We start from the raw sequence: 20,635 nt of genomic DNA on the forward strand, positions 1-20,635 counted from the left end.
CGCGGCCGGTCGACGGCCGCGCGCTCCCCGTTGTCGATCCCGCCCGGCAGGCCGGGCCGGGAGCGGCTCAGGAACGGACGACGGTGCCCGCCCAGGAGCGGTTGCCGAGCAGGGTCTTCACGTCCGAGGCGAGCCCGTTGTCGGGATTCACCAGGAAGCCGAGCTCGTACAGGGTGTCCTTGTCCCAGCCGGTGGTCAGCAGACGGACCGGGACGTCGCCCGGGTGGGCCTGGAGGGCCTGCCTGAGCTCGGCCACCACCTCGGGGGTGATCCGGGCGGTCGGCACGGTGATCTGGACCGGGGGCTTGGTGCCCAGCTCGGCGGAGGAGACGTCGAGCGTGGTGATCTCCTGGCCGAAGATGCTCAGCGACCCGTCGCGCTCGTTGAGCCGGCCGCGGACCGAGATGACGTTGTCCTCCACCATCTGCTCGGCCATCAGGTTGTAGGTGGCCGGGAAGAAGAGCACCTCGACCGAGCCGTCGCGGTCGGCGAGGGTGATGATCGCCCAGGCGTTGCCGGCCTTGTTGATCCGGCGGTCCACGGCGGTGATCAGGCCGGAGAGGCGGACCTCGCCCTCGGTCCGGCCGGAGCCGAGGAGGTCGGCGATCGAGGTGTCCCGGTTCTGGGAGAGGATGTGCTCGGCGCCGTCGAGCGGGTGGCTGGAGACGTACAGGCCGAGCATCTCCCGCTCCAGGGAGAGCAACTGGCGGCGCGGCCACTCGCGGTCGGTGAGCTCGAAGTCCAGGCCGATGGCGGGGCCGCCGTCCCCGGTCTCCAGGGCGCCGAAGAGGTCGTCCTGGCCGATCGCCTGCTGCTTCTTCAGCCCGGTGACGGCGTCGATCGCGCTCTCGTGCACGGTGCTGAGCGAGAGCCGGCTGTGCCCGAGCGAGTCGAAGGCGCCGGCCTTGACCAGGGAGTCGACGGTGCGCTTGTTGCACACCACCAGCTCCACCTTGTCCAGGAAGTCGGGGAAGGAGGTGTACTTGCCCTTCTCCTCCCGGGTGCGCACCAGCGACTCGATGACCGGGACGCCGACGTTGCGCACGGCCTTGAGGCCGAAGCGGACGTCGCTGCCGACGGCGGTGAAGTCGACCACCGACTCGTTGACGTCGGGGGAGAGGATCCGGATGCCCATCTGCCGGCACTCCGCCAGGTAGACCGCCATCTTGTCCTTGTCGTCCGCGACCGAGGTGAGCAGGGCGGCCATGTACTCGGCGGGGTAGTTGGCCTTGAGGTAGGCGGTCTGGTACGAGACCAGGCCGTAGGCGGCGGAGTGCGATTTGTTGAACGCGTAGCCGGCGAACGGGACCAGGACGTCCCACACCGCCTGGATGGCCTCGTCGGAGTAGCCGCGCTCCTTGCAGCCGGCGTGGAAGGGGACGAACTCCTTCTCCAGGACCTCCTTCTTCTTCTTGCCCATCGCCCGGCGCAGCAGGTCGGCCTGGCCGAGCGAGTAGCCGGCCAGCACCTGGGCGGCACGCTGGACCTGCTCCTGGTAGACGATCAGGCCGTAGGTGGGGCCGAGGACGTCCTTGAGCGGTTCCTCCAGCTCGGGGTGGATCGGGACGATCTCCTGCTGGGCGTTCTTGCGCAGCGCGTAGTTGGTGTGCGAGTTCATGCCCATCGGGCCGGGCCGGTACAGCGCGGAGACGGCGGAGATGTCGGCGAACTCGGTCGGCTTCATCAGCTTGAGCAGGGCGCGCATGGGCCCGCCGTCGAGCTGGAAGACGCCCAGGGTGTCGCCGCGGGCGAGCAACTGGTAGGTGGTGGGGTCGTCGATCGGGATCTTCTCGATGTCGACGTCGACGCCCCGGTTGGCCTTCACGATCTTGATGCAGTGGTCGATGATGCCCAGGTTCCGCAGACCCAGGAAGTCCATCTTGATCAGGCCCATGGCTTCGCACGACGGGTAGTCGAAGCCGGTGATGATGGTGCCGTCCTTGTCCCGCATGTGCAGCGGGATCAGCTCCAGCAGCGGGGTGGAGGAGAGGATGACGGCGGCGGCGTGCACACCGGTGCCGCGGATCAGGCCCTCGATGCCCCGGCCGGTGTCGATGATCTTCTTGACGTCGGGCTCGTTGTCGTACAGCGCCCGGATCTCGGTGCCCTCGTTGTACCGGGGGTGCTTGTCGTTGAAGAGGTCGGCGAGCGGGACGCCCTTGCCCATCACGTCCGGCGGCATGGCCTTGGTGATCCGGTCGCCCATCGCGAAGGGGTAGCCGAGGATGCGGTTGGCGTCCTTGACGGCGGCCTTGGCCTTGATGGTGCCGAAGGTGTTGACCTGGGCGGTGTAGGCGGAGCCGTACTTCTCGGTGACGTAGCGCACCATCTGGTCGCGCTGGCGGTCGTCGAAGTCGATGTCGACGTCCGGGGGGTTGATGCGCTCGGGGTTGAGGAACCGCTCGAACAGCAGGTCGTGCTCCAGCGGGTCGAGCTGGGTGATGCCGGTCAGGTAGGCGACCATCGAGCCGGCCGCCGAGCCACGGCCGGGGCCGACCGGGATGCCGTTGTCCCGCCCGTACTGGCAGATGTCGGCGACCACGAGGAAGTAGGCGTCGAACCCCATCGGGGTGATCACGCCCATCTCCAGCTCGACCCGGTCCAGGACCTCCTGGCTCGGGTTGTCGCCGTAGCGGTGCTGGAGGCCGGCGGCGATCTTCTGGCGCAGGTAGGAGGCCTGGGTCTCGCCCTCGGGCACGTCGAACTGCGGCATCCGGTCGACGTAGGTGAAGACCTCCTCGTACGACTCGACCCGCTCGGCGATCGCCAGCGTGTTGTCGCAGGCCTCCGGCAGCTCGCGGAAGAGCTCGCGCATCTCCTCGGCGGTCTTGACGTAGTAGCCGGAGCCGTTGAACTTGAAGCGGTTCGGGTCGTCCTTGTTCTTGCCCACGCCGACGCAGAGCAGGCTGTCGTGGGCGTCCGCCTGGTCGGCGGTGACGTAGTGCGAGTCGTTGGTGGCGAGCAGCGGGATGTCCAGCTGCTTGGCCAGGCGCAGCAGGTCCGCGCGGACGTCCTGCTCGATGGACAGGCCGTGGTCCATCAGCTCCAGGAAGTAGTTCTCCTTGCCGAAGATGTCCTGGTAGGCGGCGGCCGCCTTGACCGCCTCGTCGTACTGGCCGAGCCGCAGCCGGGTCTGCACCTCGCCGGAGGGGCAGCCGGTGGTGGCGATGATGCCGGTCGCGTTGGCGGCGATCAGCTCGCGGTCCATCCGGGGCTTCATGTAGTAGCCCTCCATCGACGCGAGCGAGGAGAGCTTGAAGAGGTTGCGCAGACCGGTGGCGTTCTGCGCCCACATGGTCATGTGGGTGTAGCGGCCGCCGCCGGAGACGTCCTTGCCGCCCTCGCCGTCGGCGCCGCTCGGGCGCTGGCCGCCGGGGGACCAGAACACCTGCTTCTTCAGGAAGCGCGAGGCCGGGGCGACGTAGGCCTCGATGCCGATGATCGGCTTGACACCGGTCTTGGCGGCGGCGTGGAAGAACTCGTAGGCGCCGAACATGTTGCCGTGGTCGCTCATCGCGATGGCGGGCATGCCCTGTCTCTCCGCCTCCGCGAAGAGCTTGCCGTTCTTCGCGGCCCCGTCCAGCATCGAGTACTCGGTGTGGACGTGCAGGTGCGCGAAGCTGTCGGACACGGCGCTGGGCTCCTCGGGTGGTGCTCGGACGGGAAGCCGCCCAGGCTAGTCGGTCGGCGCGCACGACACGCCGCGCCGGGGGCTCCTGCCCACGACCTTGACGTGCCCCTCGCGACTCCTTGACGCGCCCGCGGCCCGGCCGCACCCCTCGGGGCGCGGCCGGGCCGGACGGGGCTCAGGCTCCGGTGGAGGCCAGCCGGGCGTGGCGCCGGGCGCTCGCCTCGGCCGGGTCCGGCACCGGCACGGCGGCCAGCAGGCCCTTGGTGTAGGCGTGCCGCGGGGAGTCGTACACCGTGTCGGCGTCGCCCTGTTCCACGATCCGCCCGGCCCGCATCACCGCGACCCGGTCGCTGACCTGCCGGACCACGGCGAGGTCGTGGGCGATGAAGACCAGTGCGAGACCGAGATCACGCTGCAGCTCGCCCAGCAGCTCGACCACCTGGGCCTGCGTGGTGACGTCCAGCGCGGAGACCGGCTCGTCGCAGACGATCAGCCGCGGCTCGGGCGCGAGCGCCCGGGCGATGCCGACCCGCTGCCGCTGCCCGCCGGAGAACTCGTGCGGATAGCGGTGGTACCAGTCGGGGTCGAGCCCGACGCGTTCCAGCAGCTCGCCGACCCGGGCGCGGATGCGGCGCTCGTCGCCCTCGCCGGCGATCCGCAGCGGGTCGGCGACGGACTCCCCGATGGTGCGGCGCGGGTTGAGCGAGGAGACCGGGTCCTGGAAGACCATCTGCAGCTCCCGGCGCAGCGGGCGCAGCTCCTTCTCCCCGAGGGCCCCGATGTCCCGGCCGCGGTAGTGCAGCCGGCCGCCGGTCGGCTCCAGCAGCCGGACGAGCATCCGTCCGAGGGTGGTCTTCCCGGAGCCGGACTCGCCGACGACGCCCAGCGTCTCGCCGGCCCGCACGGTGAGCGAGACGCCGTCCACGGCGGTCACGGCGGCGGTGCGCCGGGCGAGGCCGCGGGTGGCGAACTCGCGGCGCAGGTCGACGGCCTCCAGCAGGACCTCGCCCCCGGCCGGCCCGGCCGGCTCGCCGGGCGCGCGCACGCGCGGGTCCCGCGGAGCGTCCAGCCGGGGCACCGCCGACAGCAGTGCGCGGGTGTACGGCTGGCGCGGTGTGCCGAGCACCTCGGTCACCGGGCCGTGCTCCACCGCCCGGCCGTCCTTCATCACCAGCACCCGGTCGACGCTCCCGGCGACCACGCCCAGGTCGTGGGTGACCAGGACCAGCCCGGCCCCGGTCTCGGCGCGCAGCTCGTGCAGCAGGTCGAGGATCTGGGCCTGGACGGTGACGTCCAGCGCGGTCGTCGGCTCGTCGGCGACCAGCAGCCGCGGCTCGCAGGCCAGCGCCATCGCGATCAGCACCCGCTGGCGCATGCCGCCGCTGAACTCGTGCGGACGCGACCGCGCGCGGCGCGCCGCGTCGGCGATGCCGACCCGGTCGAGCACCTCGACGGCCCGGGCCCGGGCGGCCCGGCGGGAGACCGGCCGGTGCACCCGCACCACCTCGGCGATCTGGTCCCCCACCGCGTAGTAGGGGTCCAGCGCGGAGAGCGGGTCCTGGAACACCATGGCGGCCAACCCGCCGCGCAGGCGCCGCAGGTCCTCGCCCTCGGCGGTGACGGCGTCCACGCCGGCGACCCGTACCGAGCCGCCGATCCGGGCGCCGGTGCCGCGGTGCAGGCCGAGCAGCCCGTAGGCGACGGTGCTCTTGCCGGAGCCGGACTCGCCGACGATGCCGAGCGCCTGCCCGGCCTCCAGGGTGAAGCCGACGCCGTCGACGGCGCGGAGGTGGCCGTCGCCGACGGGGAAGTCGACGACCAGGTCCCGGACGTCGACCAGGGGTCCGGCGCCGACCGGGCCCGCGGCCTTCTCCAGGGGCGTGGCGCTCATGTCAGGACCACCCTTCGGTCGGCCACCGCGTAGAGCACGTCCGCGATGACGTTGGCGAGGACGACGGCGAACCCGGTGACCAGGGTGAGCCCGACGACGGTGGGCAGGTCGATCAGGCCGACCGAGGTGACCAGCAGCTTGCCGAGCCCCGGGAGGCCGAACAGCGACTCGGTCAGCACCGCCGAGCCGAACATCGTCCCCAGGTCGATGGCGGTCAGGGCGATCACCGGGGTGAGCGCGCCGCGCAGCGCGTGCCGGGTCACCAGGTGCCGCTCGCTGACGCCGAACGCCCGGAAGGTCCGGATGTGGTCGTCGGCGAGGGTCTCCAGCATGGAGGAGCGGGTCAGCCGGGCGTACTTGGCGCACTCGATGAGCGCCAGCGAGACCCAGGGCAGCAGCAGGCCCCAGAACCACTGCTGCGGGTCCTCGGTGAGCGGCACGTAGCTCGGGAAGGGCAGCCACTGGAGCTGGGCGCACAGCACGATCAGCAGCACCAGGCCGATGACGAACACCGGGATCGAGCTGCCGGCCAGTGTCAGCGCGGTCAGCAGGCGCTCGGCGAGCCGGCCCCGGCGCAGCGCCGAGAGCAGCCCGGTGCCGACCCCGAGGGCCAGCCAGATCACCATGGCGCCGAGCGCCAGCGAGGCGGTCACCGGGAGCCGGGCGGCGATCATGTCGGTGACCTGCTCGCCGCTGCGGTAGGAGACGCCCAGGCAGGGCGCCGGGCAGTGCAGCAGGCCGGTCCCGGCGCTGAAGTCGCGGCCGGCGACGACGCCCTGCAGGAAGTGGGCGTACTGCAGGTGCACCGGAGCGTCGAGGCCCAGCCGTTCGCGCACCTGGAGCACCTGGGCGGGGCTGCACTTCTCGCCGCAGGCCAGCTGGGCGGGGTCGCCGGGGGCGATGTAGAACACCGCGTAGACGATCAGGGAGAGGGCGAACAGGACACCGACCATGCCGACGGCCTTGCGGAGCAGGAAGCGGGTCATGCGGGGGCCTCCTCGGTGGTGCCCGACGGGCCGGGGCGGGCGGCGCCGGCCGCGTCGGTGCCCTTCGCGCCGGTGTCCGGGGCGGGGCCGTCCGCCGTCGGACCGGCGGCGCCGCGGGCAGTGCCGACCCGCAGCCGGGAGGCCGCGCGGGGGTCGAGCTCGGTGCGGACGGCGTCGCCGAACACGGTGAAGGCGAGCACGGTGACGAACAGCAGCGCGGACGGGAGCAGCACGTACATCGGGTCCGCGCGGAACCAGGTGGTCGCGCCGGAGAGCATCTGGCCCCAGGACGCGGTGGGCGGCTTGACGCCCACGCCGAGGAAGGAGAGCCCGGCCTCGGCGATCACGTTGGACGGCAGCAGCACCGCCGCGTAGGTGATGACCGGCGCGGCCAGCGACGGCAGCAGCTCCCGGCGGGCGATCCGCCACCGGGTGGCGCCGGCGAGCCGGGCCGCGGCCACGTAGTCCAGCTGCTTGAGGCCGAGCGTCTGGGCCCGGACGATGCGTGCGGTGCCGGCCCAGCCCAGCAGTCCGATGACCAGGGTCAGCAGCAGCGGGCGGGGGAAGCCGGAGGGCACGACCGCCATCAGCGAGATGGCGAAGACCAGCGAGGGCAGCGCGAGCATCACCTCGGTGGTGTTGCCGATCAGCTGGTCGAGCAGGCGGCTGCCGAGGCCCGCGAGGAGGCCGAGCAGCACGCCGATGGTGACCTGGACCAGGGTGGCGCCGACGGCGACGAGCAGCGAGATCCGGGCGCCGTGGACCAGCCGGGCGAACACGTCGCGCCCGGTGCCCGGTTCGACGCCCAGCCAGTGCTCGGCGCTGACGCCGCCGAACGAGCCGGTGGGCACGCCGCCGGCCGCCGAGTCGAGCAGGTCGTTGTGGTAGCTGGTGGGGTCCTGGCCTTCGAGCGCGGTGAGCAGCGGGGCCGCCGCCGCGATCAGCGCGAGCAGGACGATGACGAGGCCGGCGGCGAGGGCGGCGCGCCGCGCGAGCAGCCGCCGCCACACCTGCCGGCCCCCGGCGGCCGGGGAGGCCGCGAGGGCCTCCCCGGCACGGGGTTCCTGTGGAGCCATGGTTGTCCGATCGATCCGTCCGGTCCGCTCCGCTACTTGACCGCGACCTGGGAGATGTCCAGCACGCCGGTCCAGTCGCTGATGACGATGTTGCGGACGTCCTTGCCGGACAGCCGCTTGTAGACCGGGTGGAACAGCGGGACGGTGAGGGCCTGCTCGCCGATCCGCTTGTCCAGGGCGCCCCAGCGCTTGGCGGCCTCGGCGTGGTCGGTGATCTTGTTGATCTGGTCGATCTCGTCGTTCACCGACGGGTCGTCCAGCTGCGCGGAGTTGAAGTTGTATCCGTCGGTGACGATCTGCCGGCCGTCGAAGATCGGCGCGAGGAACGGGCCGCCGGACGGCCAGTCGGCGCCCCAGCCGCTGAGGAAGAAGCCGGGCTCGGTGCTGACGGTGTGGATGGTCTTGGAGTACCGGGTGGAGTCCAGGGCCTCCAGCTGGACGGTGATCCCGGCCGCCTTCAGGCCGTCCTGGACGGCGGTGGCCAGGTCCGGGCCGTAGCCCTTGCCGACGGCGCTGGAGTGGGTGAGCGGGATGGTCAGGCCGTCCGGGTAACCCGCCTCCTTCAGCAGCTCCCTGGCCTTCTCCGGGTTGCCGGTGGCACCCGCCGGGAACGGGTCGTAGGGCGTGTGCCCGAAGGTCTCCTGGGCGGGCAGGTAGGTGGTGGCGGCCTCGGCGAGCGAGGAGCCGCCGGCCGCGTTGACGACCGAGGTGCGGTTGACCGCGTAGGCGATCGCCTGCCGGACCTTGGGGTTGTCGAACGGCTTGACCTTGGGGTTGAACGCCAGGTAGTTGACGAAGCCGAAGTGGCCGGTGCCGACCCGGGCGGCGAGCGCCTTGTCGTCCTTCACCTGGGCGAGTTCGGAGGGACCGAGGTTGGTGTCGGTGGTGACGGCGGCCGCGTCGGCGCCGGTGCCGGCCGAGAGCCGCTGGTTGATCACCGCCGGGTCGAGCCCGGACTGCACGTCGACGGTGTCCGGGTACGCCTTGCGCTGGTCGTCCGTCGCGGCGGACCAGTGCGGGTTGCGCTCCAGGACGAGGTGCGCGCCGTCGTTCTCGTTCTTGACGACCCGGTACGGGCCGGAGGAGACCGGGTGCTCCTGGTACTTGGTCCCGGTGTCCTTGGCCTTCGGGACGGGTGCGAACTGCGTCTGGGTGGCCAGGTAGGGGAAGTCGCCCTCGGGCTTGTTGAGGCGGAAGACGATGGTCTTCTCGTCCGGCGTCTCGATGGCGGCCAGCCCGCTGCCGTCCTTGTACGGACCCTGGTAGTCGGCGGCGCCGACCAGCCAGTCCCTCAGGAACGGTGCGCCACCGGAGAGTTCGGGGGCGAATGACCTTTCGATGCCGTACTTGATGTCGGCGGTGGTGATCGGCGAACCGTCCTCGAAGGCGAGGCCGTCCTTGAGCCGGTACGTCCACACCGTCGCGCCCTCCGAGGGGGTGCCGGTGTCGGTGGCGAGGTCCGGGACGACCTTGGTGCCGGCCGTGCCGTCGGCCCGGTTGCGGGTGGTGAGGGTGCGGAAGACCAGCGAGGGAACGTTTCCGCCACCGGAGGTGTAGAGCCGCGCGGGGTCGAACTGCTCCTGAGGGTTCTGGTTGAGCACGGTGAGCGTGCCGCCCTGCTGCGGCGCGGCGCCCTGGTCGGCGCTTCCACCGCCGTCGGCCTTCGGTCCGCACGCCACCGCACCGACGGCCAGCGCGACGGTGACGGTCGCCGCGGCGAGGCGGCGGGGGGTGAAGGTGGTTCGAGACATCGGAAAGGGGGCCTTTCGCTACCGATGGTGCACGGAGAAAGGCGGGCGACAGTGAGGCCGTGAGAGGAGGGTGAGCAGCACCGCGCCCGCGGAAAAAGGGGCGACGCCCCGAAGCGGCGATCACCGCAACGCGTCGGGACAGGCGGATTCAGCGACAGAGATTGTCGGAAACGCAGTGCGCGGCCACGCCGATCAGCGCCAGCTCGATGGCGGCGTACTCGATCGGGTGACGGTCGGACATGCCGAGAAGAATGGAGGACCGTAAGCGGAATGTCAAAAATCCCGATCACCTCCCCCCACCGCGGGAGTGGTGGGAACTGAGGTGATTCCCGGGGCGCCGGGGGATTCCCGGGAATGCGGGGGAGAACCGGACCGCCTCCGGCAACGCTGCGTACAGGGGGCTGTGCGAAACGCGGGAAGCGTCGCAGAATGACAGACATGGGCGAAATAGACCAGTTCGACCGTCTTGGGGTGATGTACGAGGAGATGTCCCTCCTGCCGTGGCGAAGGCATCTGGAGTCGTTCAGCGTGTTCGCCGAGCTGGGAACGGTCACCGGCAGGAGCCTCCTGGACATCGGGTGCGGGACGGGGCTCTACAGCCGGGAACTCAAGCGCCGCGGGGCGGCGCGGGTGGTCGGGCACGACATCTCCGAGGGCATGCTCGACGTCGCCCGGCGGGCCGAGCGCGCCGAGCCGCTCGGCGTCGAGTACACCGAGCGGGCCGGCGGCATCGACGAGGGTGCCTTCGACGCCGCCGTGGCCGTGTACGTCATGCCGTACGCCGAGGAGTACGCGGAACTGGTCACGCTCTGTGCGCTGGCCGCGCGGGCCCTTCGCCCGGGAGGCCGGTTCGTCACCCTCCCGGTGAACCCGGACTTCGACGGGGAACGCGAGTACTACGAACGCTACGGCCTGCGCCTGGTCGAGGCCGAGCCGCGCCGCGATGCCTCGCGGGTGACGCTGGAGTTGTGCTTCGGCCGCTACGACGAACGGATCACCGCCCGCTACTGGAGCCGTGCCACCCTGGAACGGGCCCTGCACGAGGCCGGGTTCGGCACGGTCCGCTGGCCCGGATTCCGGGTCTCCGGGGAGGGACTGGCCCGCCACGGAAAGGACTTCTGGCGGCCCTACCTCACCCGCCCCCACGCGGCGCTCATCACCTGCACCAGAGCCGAATGACCCCGAGGCACGATCATGACGACCACGCAGCAGGACCACCGGAGCCCCGGGCCGATCGAGGAGGGCATCCTGCCGTCGCTCGCCGACGTCGACCACGCCGGGTGGGACCGGCTGGCCGGCCCCGACAACTTCTACAACAGCAGCGCCTGGGCGCACGCGCTCGAACTGGCCCACGGCGACACGGCGCTGGTCACCGCCGCCTCCGGCGGCAGGCTGCTGGGCGCCCTGCCCGTCTGGCCCGGAGAGAACGACGAACCCGGACTGTTCCACCTGCCCACGCTGTTACCCGACGTGACGCAGGCGCGCTCGTCGGCGTACCTGTGGCTGGGAGCCCGGCGCTCCACCTACAACGAACTGGTCTGCACCCGCGGCGAGGCCCGCGCCCGCACCCTGGACGCCCTGTTCGGGACGGCGCTGCGGCTGGCCCGCGAGCGCGGCCTCGACGGCGTCGTCATGCCCTACCTGGCGGCGGACGACGCCCGGGAGCTCGCCCGGCGGCAGCCGCGCGCGAGCGTGCTGCTGCACGACGCGGACGCCAACCTCGCCGTCGCGATCGGCGGCTACGCCGAGCAGTTGGCGCGGATGAGCCAGCCCGACCGCACCCGCCGCCGGGCCGAGCGGCGCGCCTGCGAGCGCGGCGGCACCACCGTGCTGTGGCGGCCCCTGGACCGGCGCGAGGTGGTGCGGCAGACCGCCGCCCTGGTGACACAGACCCGCGCCCGCCACGGCGGCACCGCCGACCCCGCCTGGATGCTCCGCGCCTTCGAGGCCCAGGCCGCGACCGGAGTCCTGGACCGGGCCGTCGGCTGCTTCGCCGTCCGCGAGGGACGGCCCGTCGCCGTGAACGTCTGCTACGCCCACGGTGACCGCCTCTACGCCCGCTACTTCGGGTTCGACTACCGGGCCGCCGAACCGCACGGCGAGTACTTCGTGCTCTGCTACCAGGCCCCCGTCGACTACGCCGCCGCCTGCGGCTTCCGCCGCTACCGCCTGGCGATCTCCGCCTGGCAGATCAAGATCCGGCAGGGCGCCGTGCTCTCCCCGCTCGCCGTCGCCGTGCTGCCCCTGCGCGGGCGGCTCTGCGACCCGCGGACGGAGCGGCGCCACAACGCCCGGACCGCCCGGCTCTGGACGGCCCGCTGCGCCGCCCGCCCCTGGGCCCTGGCCCCCGGGTGGCGCGCCTGGGCGCCGGAAGCCCCGGCCCGCCGCCGGCCGGCTGACCACGACCCCACCGCGGAAGGAGCCCCGCCGTGCTGCACCTGGTCTACCTGATCCAGCCCACCGCGGCCGCCGAAGCGGACCAGGCCGCCTTCTGGGAGTGGGTCCGCGCCCGCGAGGCCTGGTTCTACGACGGCCTCGACACCGTGCTGCGCACCCGGTGGGCGGTGCGCACCGTCGGAAGCCCCGTGCACACCATCGAACACACCGTCAGCTTCGCCGACGAGGCCGGCTGGGGCCGCTACCGGCGCCAGGTCGCCGAACGCGGCCGGGACCCCGTCTGGGAACGCCGCCGCACCGAGCAGGCCCAATGGTGGACCCTGCTGGAGGCCACCCTGCTCAGCGACCCGCCGGTCCCGCTCGGATTCGACCGCGGCTCCCTTCCGCCGGGAGGCCCGTCATGACCGCCCTCGACGACCTCGTGCGCCGCAGCCGCCACCCGCTCTCCCGCGCCCGCTTCATGACCCTGGCCACCACCGACGGCTCCGCGCCCCGCCGCTTCCACCCGCCCCTGGGACTGGGCTGACGTAACGTCAGATAGCTGTTCCCGGACGGTCGGTGGCGTGTCGCCGGGGTTGTCGACAGGGGGTTCGCCGCCCGGCCATGGGTGGGTAATGGTCCAGACCTATTGACGCGCCTTGCCGTGCCTCCTACGATCCGGACCGGCACATCCCCACATGTCCCCACCTCACCCAGAGCCGGGCGTCACGCCCCCACGCGCCGGTCTGTCCACGGCGCCCGGCGGGAAGCGAGCACAGCATGTTCCGTCGGAGGTCGTCGCGCACCCCCCGTCTGCCGGGCGCGGTCCGCCCCGGTCCGGATCCCGTCCGCACGCAGCAGGCGGGCGTGGAACGCGCGGCGCGGGTGCACCGCACCGGCACCGCCGTGCCCGGATCGTCCGTCCTGAGGCGCTCCCTCGCCGGGGTGAGCGCCGCCGCCGTCATCGGTGCCGGTCTCGCCGTGGCGGGCACCGTCACCGCCGGGGCCGCCACCCCCAACCTGGTGTCCAACGCCGGTTTCGAGAACGGACTCTCCGACTGGACCTGTTCCGGCGGCGCCGGCACGGCGGTCAGCAGCCCGGTGCACGGTGGCACCTCGGCGCTCAAGGCCACGCCGACCGGCCTGGACAACGCCCAGTGCAGCCAGACCGTCAGCGTGCAGCCCAACTCCCAGTACACGCTGAGCGCCTACGTCCAGGGCAGCTACATCTACCTGGGCGCCACCGGCACCGGCCTCACCGGTACGACGTCCACCTGGACGGCGAGCAGCGCCTCGTACGGCAAGCTCAGCACCACCTTCTCCACCGGGGCGAACACCACGTCGGTGACCGTCTTCCTGCACGGCTGGTACGGGCAGTCCGCGTTCTACGCGGACGACGTGGAGCTCGCCGGCCCCGGCGGCACCACCACGCCGCCGACGACGCCTCCCACGACGCCGCCGACCACCCCGCCGACCACCCCGCCGACGACGCCTCCCACGACGCCGCCGACCACCCCGCCGCCCACGCCTCCCACCACCCCGCCGGGCTCCACCTGCGCGACGAAGCCCAAGCCCGCGGGCAAGGTCGTGCAGGGCTACTGGGAGAACTGGGACGGCGCCTCCAACGGCGTCCACCCGGGCATGGGCTGGACCCCCATCAACGACAGCCGGCTCGCCGCGCACGGCTACAACGTCATCAACGCCGCCTTCCCGGTGATCCTCTCGGACGGCACCGTCCTCTGGGAGGACGGCATGGACGCCACCGTCAAGGTGTCGACCCCGGCCGAGATGTGCCAGGCCAAGGCGGCCGGCGCGACCATCCTGATGTCGATCGGCGGCGCCGCCGCCGGCATCGACCTCAGCTCCAGCGCCGTCGCGGACAAGTTCGTGGCCACCGTCGTCCCGATCCTGAAGAAGTACAACTTCGACGGCATCGACATCGACATCGAGACCGGCCTGTCCGGCAGCGGCAACATCAACACGCTGTCCGCGTCCCAGTCCAACCTGATCCGCATCATCGACGGCGTGCTCGCCCAGATGCCGGCCGGCTTCGGCCTGACGATGGCCCCCGAGACCGCGTACGTCACCGGCGGCAGCGTCACCTACGGCTCCATCTGGGGCTCCTACCTGCCGATCATCAAGAAGTACGTCGACAACGGGCGCCTGTGGTGGCTCAACATGCAGTACTACAACGGCAGCATGTACGGCTGCTCCGGTGACTCCTACCAGGCCGGTACCGTCCAGGGCTTCACCGCGCAGACCACCTGCCTGAACAACGGCCTCACCATCCAGGGCACCACCATCAAGGTGCCCTACGACAAGCAGGTCCCCGGCCTGCCGGCCCAGCCCGGCGCGGGCGGCGGCCACATGGCGCCGAGCCTGGTCAGCCAGGCCTGGAACGCCTTCAACGGCCAGCTGAAGGGGCTCATGACCTGGTCGATCAACTGGGACGGCTCGAAGGGCTGGTCCTTCGGCGACAACGTCAAGGCCCTCCAGGGCCGTTGATGTCCCGCTAGCGGCGGCACGACGAGCGCCCGCCGGGTGCCACGGACGGATTCCGTGGCACCCGGCGGGCGCCGGCCTTTCGGCCCGGTCGGCCGGGTCGGCCGGGTCGGCCGGAGGCCGCGGCGGCGGCCCCCGGTGAGGGTGGGGGCGCCGCCGCGGGGTTCAGCGGGTGGCCGGGCCGGCCTCGATCCGGAGGTCCGGGCCGGTGCGGGGGAGCGTGCCCGGGAGCGGGGACGCCGTGGGGGCGGCACCCGGGAGGGTCCCCGGCGCGCACAGCGTCTTGGCCACGAGGGAGCCGATCGCCGCCCCGCTCGCCGAGTCGTCCCGGCCCACGAACGGGTTGTACGACAGCGCGAACTGCCGCCGCCCGTCCAGGCTGCCGAGCAGCAGGGTGGTCCAGCCGGGCAGGCCGCCGTCGTGGCCCCAGGCGGGCTCGCAGCCCGGGCCCAGGTCGATCCGGACCACGCCGAGCCCGTACTGCGCGCCGTCACCCGTGGTCGGCACCGTGTCCGTCAGTGCGGCCATCTCGGCCGGCCGCAGCAGCTTCCCGCCGAACAGGGCGGCGTGGAACCGGTCGAGGTCGGTGGTGGTGGAGATGCCGTTGCCGGCCGCGTCCACCAGGGACGGGTTGAACCGGGTGATGTCGGCCGGCCCGGCCGGCAGGTCGAGGTAGGCGTGGGCGTGCGGGCCGCCGAGGCCGGTCTCCGAGCCCGGGAACGCGGTGTCCTCCAGGTGCAGGGGCCGGACGATCCGGCGCTCTACCTCGCGCTGCCAGGTGTGCCCGGTGACCTTCCGGACGATCATCCCGGCGAGGACGTAGTTGGTGTTGGAGTACTTCCAGCCCTGACCGGGTGCGAAGTACGGCGGGTGCTCGGCCGAGACCGCGGCCAACTGCTCGGGGCGGTAGTCCCGGTAGCGCCAGCTCCCGTACGCGTAGTCCTGCAGGTCGGCCTCGCTCCTCACCAGGAACCGCTCGTCCTCGGTGAAGTTGAACAGGCCGCTGGTGTGGTTGAGCAGCTGCCGGACGGTGATCGCGCCGCCGTTCGGGACGACCCCCGGCAGGTGCCGTTCGACCGGGTCGTCCAGCCGCAGCCGGCCCTCGCCGACCAGCTGGAGGACGACCGTCGACACGAAGGTCTTGGTGATGCTGCCGATCCGGAACCGGCCGTCCGCCCTGGCCGGCTGCCCGGTGGCCAGGTCGGCGGTCCCGGCGGCGCCGCGCCACGGGACGCGACCGGCGAGGCGGATCTCCGCGAGCGCGGCGGTCGCCCCGCCGTGCTCCACGAGGTCCCGCAGCTCCGGCCGCCCGTCGACGCGCGGCCGGCGCTCCGCCACGGACCCGGGGCCGGAGGCGTCCCCGCCCGCCGCCACGGCCGCCGTCGGGGCGAGCGTGACGACGGTGGCACCGGCCAGGGCGACGGCGGCGAGCCGTGTCCCCAGCCGGCCGCGCCGGTGCGATGTCCGAGACTGAACGATGGTCATGGTTCCCGCCCCTTCCGGCCCGACCCCCGGGCCGCCGCCACCACCATCGCAGTTCCCGCACCCCCGCCGCGTCCTCCTCCGGGGGGGTCATCGCCCTTGGCGGGCCCGCGCGGTGAGGGACGTGAAGTGCTCGGTGCCGAGGATCCGGCGCCGGACGGCCTCGGGCTCGCGGGCCAGCAGGCCGGGCAGCGCACGCCCGGGCCCGGTCTGGCTGCGGTGGGCCGTGATCGCGGCCCACTTCCGGTCGAACCACGGGCCGATGTCGCAGCTCAGGTCGACCATGCTGTCCGGCACGCTGAGCGTCGTCTTGCCGACGCGGCCCAGGAGGGGGCCGAGGTCGGCGAGCGCCGCGTGGGGATGGGTCGCCATCCGGAGGGCCTCGGGCTGCCAGGGCGCGCCGGCCTCCGGATAGAGGTGTTCGAGGCCGGCGGCGGCGAAGGCGAGCAGGGTGGCGTGGTGGGTGCGCCGGTGGTCCGGGTGGCCGGTCAACTGTCCGTATGCGTCGTGGGTCAGCACGATCCCGGGCCTGACGGCGCGGATCTGCCGCACGATGTCCTGGACGACGGTGTCCACGGGCGCGTCGCAGAGCCGGGGCCGCCCGGGCGCGGACCGCGGGACGCGGGCGTCGGCGTAGCCGAGCATCCGCGGCTCCCCGGCGCCCAGGACGCCCAGGGCCTCGGCGAGTTCGGCGCCGCGGTGGCTCTCCCGCGTCCAGGTGGCGGTGACGACGGCCGTCCGCGCCCCGGAGGCGGCGTGCCGGGCGAGGACGCCGCCGACGAGGAGCGATTCGTCGTCGGGGTGGGCGAGGACGGCGAGCAGCGAGGGCAGTGGCGGCATGGGCGGGACCTCCTGGTTCGGGCGGGTCAGCCTTCCTCGGGTGACCGCGCGGGTGAGTCCGAGGGTGACTCCGCCGTGACGACGTAGAGCGTCACCGCGGCGAGGAACGGCCCTCGGGTCAGATGGTCGAGCCAGCTGTCCGCCTGACCGCGCGTGAGGTACCCGGCGGCCACCGCGCGCTCGGTGTTGCGGTGGAGCCCGAGGATCCGGTCGGCGGCGTGGACCTCCCGGAAGACCGAGGTCACCGGGGCGACCGAGGGGACGGCGAAACCCGCCTGCCCGGCGAGGCGGGGCAACTGCCGTCCGACGAGGGCGTTGCGCACGATCCGGTCGGTGATGTGCCGGGTGTACGCCCGGGCGATCTCCGGATCCGGGTGGTCGACGGCGAGCGAGTCCCAGTCGGGTTCGGCCATGACCAGCCGGCCGCCGGGGCGCAGCACCCGCCGGGCCTCCGCCAGGACGGCCGGGACGTCCTCGACGTGTTGCAGCACGCGGTCGGTCCGCAACCGGTCCGCGGAGCCCGCGGGAAGCGGCAGGGCGTGAACGTCGGCCGTCAGCACGCCGGTTCCCGGAAGGCCGGCGGTCCGGGCGAGCGCCCGCCGGGTCATCCCGGGGTCGGAGTCGACGCCGATGACCCGCCCGCCGGGCGCGGCCGCGCGGGCCAGCACGCCGAGGTCGGTCGCCGGACCGCAGCCCAGGTCCAGGACGACGTGGCCCGGCCGGACGGCCAGCGCCCGCAGGGCGGCCTCCTTGTAGGTGTGCGCGACCTGGGTGGCGGAGAGCCGGTCCAGGTAGAGAGCCTTGTCCGGGACGGCCTTCTCGAAGATCTCCGCGGCCTGCGCGAGGGAGGCGATCCCGCCGTCGAGGGCCTCCCGGCCGGCCGGCGTGAGCGCCAGTGGCCGCCGCCTGCCGTCGCCGTCCAGGTACTCGACCAGGCCCTTGCCGTGCAGCCGCGCCAGGGCGCTCGACAGGCTGCCGCGGCCGAGTCTGGCGCCGGTCAGCCGCTCGATCGCGGTGTTGACGGCGTATCCGTGCAGGGGACCGTCCGCGAGGGCGGACAGGACGAGCATCTGGGCGTCGTTGGTACGCACTGGCACTCCCGGGAGCAGCGGGTTTCCCTGATAACACGCGGCGCGTGCTATCACTCCGTAGTATGCACGCCGTGATGGGCCGGTGTCCGCCCATCCCTCCCGCTTCCGAAAGGCCGCGACATGCGCGTCAGTGACCCCCTCTACGCCTTCTACGCCAGGCGGCTGCGCCGACGGCTCCACGGCCGGGAGCTCCCCGGGCACATCGGGTTGATCATGGACGGCAACCGGCGCTGGGCCCGTCGGCGCGGTATCGGGAACCCGAGCCTCGGCCACAAGGCCGGTGCCGAGCACGTGGAACACGTGCTCGCGTGGTGCGAGGACCTCCGGATCCGGCACGTCACGGTGTTCGTCTGCTCCGCCGAGAACCTCCAGCGGCGCGGTGACAGCGAGGTCGCCTTCCTGATGCGGGTGATCGAGGACGTCCTGGCGGCGCAGCTCGCCAGGCCGCGGCCGCGCTGGCGGGTGCACATCGCCGGAGCCCTCGACAGCCTGCCCGACAGCACGGCCCGCGCCCTGAAGGAGGCGGTCGAGGCCACCCGCGAGTGCATCACCGGCGCCCACGTGACCCTCGCCGTCGGCTACGGCGGCCGCCAGGAACTCGTGGACGCCATGCGGGACCTGCTGTACGAGCAGGCGGCGGCCGGAACGCCGATGCGGGACCTCGCCGGCGAGCTGACCGCCGACGACATCGCCCGCCACCTCTACACCGCCGGACAGCCGGACCCCGACCTGGTCATCCGCACCAGCGGAGAGCAGCGGATGTCGAACTTCCTGCTGTGGCAGAGCGCCTACTCGGAGCTGTACTTCTGCGAGGCGTACTGGCCGGCCTTCCGTGAGGTGGACTTCCTGCGCGCGGTACGCGCCTACGCCGACCGGCAGCGCCGCTACGGGGCCTGACGGCCGGACAGGTCCCGCGAGGCGGCGGGCGGCGGTGGGTGGTCGCCGTCGACGGCCGCGCCCGGGCACGGCCGTCGCGGATCCGCGGGTCCGCAGGGGTGCCTCAGCCCGCGGCCGGTCCGGCCGAGCGGGCCAGTAGGGCGCCGGCCCGGTGGAGCCAGTGGGCGGCCCGCCGCCGGGCGTCCTCGGGGTCACCGGCCAGCGAGAGCAGGGTCAGCGCCCGCGCGTCGGTGGAGTCGCCGGCGACCACGCGGACCGGGACGGCGGCCCGCCGCGCCCGCGCCAGCACCTCGCCGACGGCCTTGCCGAGCAGGCTGGTGGCGTCGAAGCGGCCCTCGCCGGTGACCACGAGGTCGGCGCCGTCGAGGGCCGCGTCCAGGCCGAGCAGGTCGGCGACGGCGGCGGCGCCGGGCGTGATCCGGGCGTTCCAGGCCGCGGCCAGCCCGTAGGCGGTGCCGCCGGCCGCACCGGCTCCCGGCTGCCGCGGGTCGCCGCCGAGCAGCTCCGCGTACCGCTCCAGCCCGCGCTCCAGCCGGGCCACCTCGGCTGCTCCGGCGCCCTTCTGCGGCCCGTACACCGCCGCCGCGCCGGCCGGGCCGAGCAGGGGGTTGGTGACGTCGGTGAGCAGCCGGACGCCGCCGGGCGGGGCCGGGCGCAGGCTTCCGAGGTCGGCGCGGGCGGCCGCGGCGAGCGCGCCGCCGCCGTCGGGCAGCGGTGTGCCCGAGCGGTCGAGCAGGCGCAGGCCGAGCGCGGAGAGCAGCCCGGCGCCGCCGTCGGTGGAGGCGGAGCCGCCGAGGCCCACCGTCAGCGCGCTCGCGCCGGCGTCCAGGGCGGCGGCGATCGTCTCGCCGGTGCCGCGGCTGGTCGCGGTGAGCGGGGCGAGCCGCTCGCCGAGCAGCGGCAGGCCGCCGGTGGTGGCGAACTCGACCAGCGCCGTGCCGTCGGGGAGCAGGGCGTAGCGGCCGGGGACGGGCCTGCCGTCGGGGCCGGTGCAGCCGGGGACCTCGTGGACGCACGCGCCGGGGCGGGCGGTGGCCACCGCGTCGAGGGTGCCCTCGCCGCCGTCGGCCATCGGCAGGGACAGCAGGTCGTCGCCGGGGCGCACCGAGCGCCAGCCGTCCGCGAGGGCCCGGGCGGCCTCGGTGGCGGTGGCGGTGCCCTTGAAGGAGTCGGGCGCGAGGACGATCCTCACGACACGGCCACGTGGGCGAGGTGGCGCTCGGTCAGGGTGCGCAGGGTCTGCTCGCCCGGGGTGTCCCAGATCCGCTCGTTGAAGATCTCCACCTCGATCCAGCCCTCGTAGCCGGCGGCGGTGACCAACTCGGTGAGCGCGCGGAAGTCGATGTGGCCGTCGCCGACGTGGCCGCGTCCGAGCAGGGCGTCGGCCGGCAGCGGCAGCGTCCAGTCGCAGACCTGGTAGGAGGCGATCCGGCCCTCCCGTCCGGCGCGCGCGATCTGCTCGGGCAGCTGCGGGTCCCACCAGACGTGGTAGCTGTCGACGACGACGCCGACCTGCGCGGCGGGGTGCGGCCGGGCGAGGTCGAGGGCCTGGCCGAGGGTGGAGAGGACGGCGCGGTCGGCGCAGAACATCGGGTGCAGCGGCTCCAGGGCCAGACGTACGCCGAAGTCCCCGGCGTGCGGGGCCAGTTCGGCGATCATGTCGGCGACGGACCGCCGGGCGCCGGCGAGGTCCCGGCTGCCGCCGGGCAGGCCGCCGACGACCATCACCAGGGTGTCGGTGCCGAGTTCGGCGGCTTCCTCGATCGCCTGGAGGTTGTCGGCGAGCGCGGTCCGCCGCGCCTCGGGGGCGGTGGCGGTCAGGAAGCCGCCCCGGCACAGGCTGCTGACGGCCAGTCCGGCGTCCCGGCAGAGCTTCGCGGAGCGGGCCAGGCCGGTTTCGGCGACCTTGTCCCGCCAGAGGCCGATCGCCGGGATGCCGGCGTCCACGCAGCCCCGGACGGCCTCGGGCAGGCTCCACCGCTTGGTGGTGATCTGGTTGAGCGAGAGACGGTCGAGTCCGGTCACGGTGCCGGGCTCCTTTCGGGGAGAGGGGGCGGGAACGCCGGTGGCCGCCCGTCGGGGGAGGGGCGGCCACCGGGGGAGGAGGAGCGC

At 73.4% G+C, this 20,635-nt stretch carries 17 protein-coding genes and 1 pseudogene; 7 read left to right on the forward strand and 11 right to left on the reverse strand.

The genetic code is table 11. The features are described 5' to 3' along the window. Positions 1–67: 67 nt before the first annotated feature. From dnaE to ABT238_RS18050, 6 genes are all read right to left on the reverse strand, one after another. Positions 68–3,631: a DNA polymerase III subunit alpha gene (gene dnaE, locus ABT238_RS18025; protein WP_350565258.1), complete on the reverse strand. Its 3,564-nt coding sequence runs from the start codon at positions 3,629–3,631 to the stop codon at positions 68–70. Positions 3,632–3,806: 175 nt separating this feature from the next. Next, on the reverse strand, positions 3,807–5,522 hold the full coding sequence (locus tag ABT238_RS18030) for an ABC transporter ATP-binding protein (RefSeq protein WP_350565256.1): 1,716 nt from the start codon (positions 5,520–5,522) through the stop codon (positions 3,807–3,809). Next, a complete protein-coding gene (locus tag ABT238_RS18035; RefSeq protein ID WP_350565254.1) occupies positions 5,519–6,508 on the reverse strand; it encodes an ABC transporter permease in 990 nt (329 codons plus the stop codon). The genes ABT238_RS18030 and ABT238_RS18035 overlap by 4 nt, the downstream gene beginning before the upstream one ends. After that, the gene (locus ABT238_RS18040; RefSeq protein WP_350565252.1) at positions 6,505–7,584 is read right to left on the reverse strand and encodes an ABC transporter permease; all 1,080 of its coding nucleotides are present in this window, start codon (positions 7,582–7,584) and stop codon (positions 6,505–6,507) included. Before ABT238_RS18040 ends, ABT238_RS18035 begins: the two co-directional genes overlap by 4 nt. 32 nt (positions 7,585–7,616) lie before the next feature. Next, positions 7,617–9,335: an ABC transporter substrate-binding protein gene (locus tag ABT238_RS18045; RefSeq protein WP_350764289.1), complete on the reverse strand. Its 1,719-nt coding sequence runs from the start codon at positions 9,333–9,335 to the stop codon at positions 7,617–7,619. 148 nt (positions 9,336–9,483) lie between these two features. Beyond that, complete coding sequence (locus ABT238_RS18050) at positions 9,484–9,576, reverse strand: Ms4533A family Cys-rich leader peptide (protein ID WP_350565249.1); 93 nt, start codon at positions 9,574–9,576, stop codon at positions 9,484–9,486. Positions 9,577–9,773: 197 nt separating this feature from the next. Between ABT238_RS18050 and ABT238_RS18055 the strand changes: the two genes are divergently transcribed. The 6 genes and pseudogenes from ABT238_RS18055 to ABT238_RS18080 all read left to right on the forward strand — a co-directional run bounded on the left by ABT238_RS18055 (position 9,774) and on the right by ABT238_RS18080 (position 14,216). Beyond that, entirely contained in the window at positions 9,774–10,514 is a 741-nt protein-coding gene (locus tag ABT238_RS18055; RefSeq protein ID WP_350565247.1) for a class I SAM-dependent methyltransferase, read from the forward strand. Positions 10,515–10,529: 15 nt separating this feature from the next. Next, the gene (locus ABT238_RS18060) at positions 10,530–11,786 is read left to right on the forward strand and encodes a GNAT family N-acetyltransferase (RefSeq protein WP_350764302.1); all 1,257 of its coding nucleotides are present in this window, start codon (positions 10,530–10,532) and stop codon (positions 11,784–11,786) included. Next, on the forward strand, positions 11,765–12,136 hold the full coding sequence (locus ABT238_RS18065) for a hypothetical protein (protein WP_350764311.1): 372 nt from the start codon (positions 11,765–11,767) through the stop codon (positions 12,134–12,136). Before ABT238_RS18060 ends, ABT238_RS18065 begins: the two co-directional genes overlap by 22 nt. Then, a complete protein-coding gene (locus tag ABT238_RS18070; RefSeq protein ID WP_350764319.1) occupies positions 12,133–12,258 on the forward strand; it encodes a hypothetical protein in 126 nt (41 codons plus the stop codon). Before ABT238_RS18065 ends, ABT238_RS18070 begins: the two co-directional genes overlap by 4 nt. A 233-nt stretch (positions 12,259–12,491) precedes the next feature. Next, positions 12,492–13,067 (forward strand): annotated as a pseudogene (locus ABT238_RS18075) (carbohydrate binding domain-containing protein); the annotation flags it as partial. 231 nt (positions 13,068–13,298) lie between these two features. Further along, complete coding sequence (locus tag ABT238_RS18080; protein ID WP_350565271.1) at positions 13,299–14,216, forward strand: chitinase; 918 nt, start codon at positions 13,299–13,301, stop codon at positions 14,214–14,216. Positions 14,217–14,378: 162 nt separating this feature from the next. Here the strand turns inward: ABT238_RS18080 and ABT238_RS18085 are convergent, their stop codons facing one another. From ABT238_RS18085 to ABT238_RS18095, 3 genes are all read right to left on the reverse strand, one after another. After that, positions 14,379–15,698 (reverse strand): serine hydrolase domain-containing protein, encoded by a 1,320-nt coding sequence (locus ABT238_RS18085; RefSeq protein ID WP_350764326.1) that lies wholly within the window; start codon positions 15,696–15,698, stop codon positions 14,379–14,381. 87 nt (positions 15,699–15,785) lie between these two features. Continuing rightward, positions 15,786–16,535 carry a PIG-L deacetylase family protein gene (locus ABT238_RS18090; RefSeq protein ID WP_350565238.1) on the reverse strand — a complete coding sequence of 250 codons (750 nt, stop codon included), beginning with the start codon at positions 16,533–16,535 and terminating at the stop codon, positions 15,786–15,788. Between the two features lie 26 nt (positions 16,536–16,561). Next, entirely contained in the window at positions 16,562–17,626 is a 1,065-nt protein-coding gene (locus ABT238_RS18095) for a methyltransferase domain-containing protein (RefSeq protein ID WP_350565236.1), read from the reverse strand. Positions 17,627–17,746: 120 nt separating this feature from the next. Here ABT238_RS18095 and uppS point away from each other — a divergent pair, with 120 nt between their 5' ends. Then, positions 17,747–18,523: a polyprenyl diphosphate synthase gene (gene uppS / locus ABT238_RS18100; protein WP_350764348.1), complete on the forward strand. Its 777-nt coding sequence runs from the start codon at positions 17,747–17,749 to the stop codon at positions 18,521–18,523. A gap of 103 nt (positions 18,524–18,626) precedes the next feature. Here the strand turns inward: uppS and ABT238_RS18105 are convergent, their stop codons facing one another. Together ABT238_RS18105 and ABT238_RS18110 are read right to left on the reverse strand one after the other, a co-directional pair. Further along, positions 18,627–19,715: a glycerate kinase gene (locus ABT238_RS18105; RefSeq protein WP_350764357.1), complete on the reverse strand. Its 1,089-nt coding sequence runs from the start codon at positions 19,713–19,715 to the stop codon at positions 18,627–18,629. Beyond that, entirely contained in the window at positions 19,712–20,548 is an 837-nt protein-coding gene (locus tag ABT238_RS18110) for a sugar phosphate isomerase/epimerase family protein (RefSeq protein ID WP_350764369.1), read from the reverse strand. The genes ABT238_RS18105 and ABT238_RS18110 overlap by 4 nt, the downstream gene beginning before the upstream one ends. Positions 20,549–20,635: the final 87 nt, after the last annotated feature.

The sequence above is a fragment of the Kitasatospora sp. NPDC001527 genome, assembly GCF_040298605.1.
In the GTDB taxonomy this organism is placed as follows: domain Bacteria; phylum Actinomycetota; class Actinomycetes; order Streptomycetales; family Streptomycetaceae; genus Kitasatospora.

Excerpts from the sequence above, each read along its gene's own strand:
- ABT238_RS18030 (WP_350565256.1), bottom strand. The coding sequence starts at position 5,522 with ATGAGCGCCACGCCCCTGGAGAAGGCCGCGGGCCCGGTCGGCGCCGGA.
- ABT238_RS18035 (WP_350565254.1), bottom strand. The coding sequence starts at position 6,508 with ATGACCCGCTTCCTGCTCCGCAAGGCCGTCGGCATGGTCGGTGTCCTG.
- ABT238_RS18040 (WP_350565252.1), bottom strand. The coding sequence starts at position 7,584 with ATGGCTCCACAGGAACCCCGTGCCGGGGAGGCCCTCGCGGCCTCCCCG.
- ABT238_RS18045 (WP_350764289.1), bottom strand. The coding sequence starts at position 9,335 with ATGTCTCGAACCACCTTCACCCCCCGCCGCCTCGCCGCGGCGACCGTC.
- ABT238_RS18050 (WP_350565249.1), bottom strand. The coding sequence starts at position 9,576 with ATGTCCGACCGTCACCCGATCGAGTACGCCGCCATCGAGCTGGCGCTG.
- ABT238_RS18055 (WP_350565247.1), top strand. The coding sequence starts at position 9,774 with ATGGGCGAAATAGACCAGTTCGACCGTCTTGGGGTGATGTACGAGGAG.
- ABT238_RS18060 (WP_350764302.1), top strand. The coding sequence starts at position 10,530 with ATGACGACCACGCAGCAGGACCACCGGAGCCCCGGGCCGATCGAGGAG.
- ABT238_RS18070 (WP_350764319.1), top strand. The coding sequence starts at position 12,133 with ATGACCGCCCTCGACGACCTCGTGCGCCGCAGCCGCCACCCGCTCTCC.
- ABT238_RS18085 (WP_350764326.1), bottom strand. The coding sequence starts at position 15,698 with ATGACCATCGTTCAGTCTCGGACATCGCACCGGCGCGGCCGGCTGGGG.
- ABT238_RS18090 (WP_350565238.1), bottom strand. The coding sequence starts at position 16,535 with ATGCCGCCACTGCCCTCGCTGCTCGCCGTCCTCGCCCACCCCGACGAC.
- uppS (WP_350764348.1), top strand. The coding sequence starts at position 17,747 with ATGCGCGTCAGTGACCCCCTCTACGCCTTCTACGCCAGGCGGCTGCGC.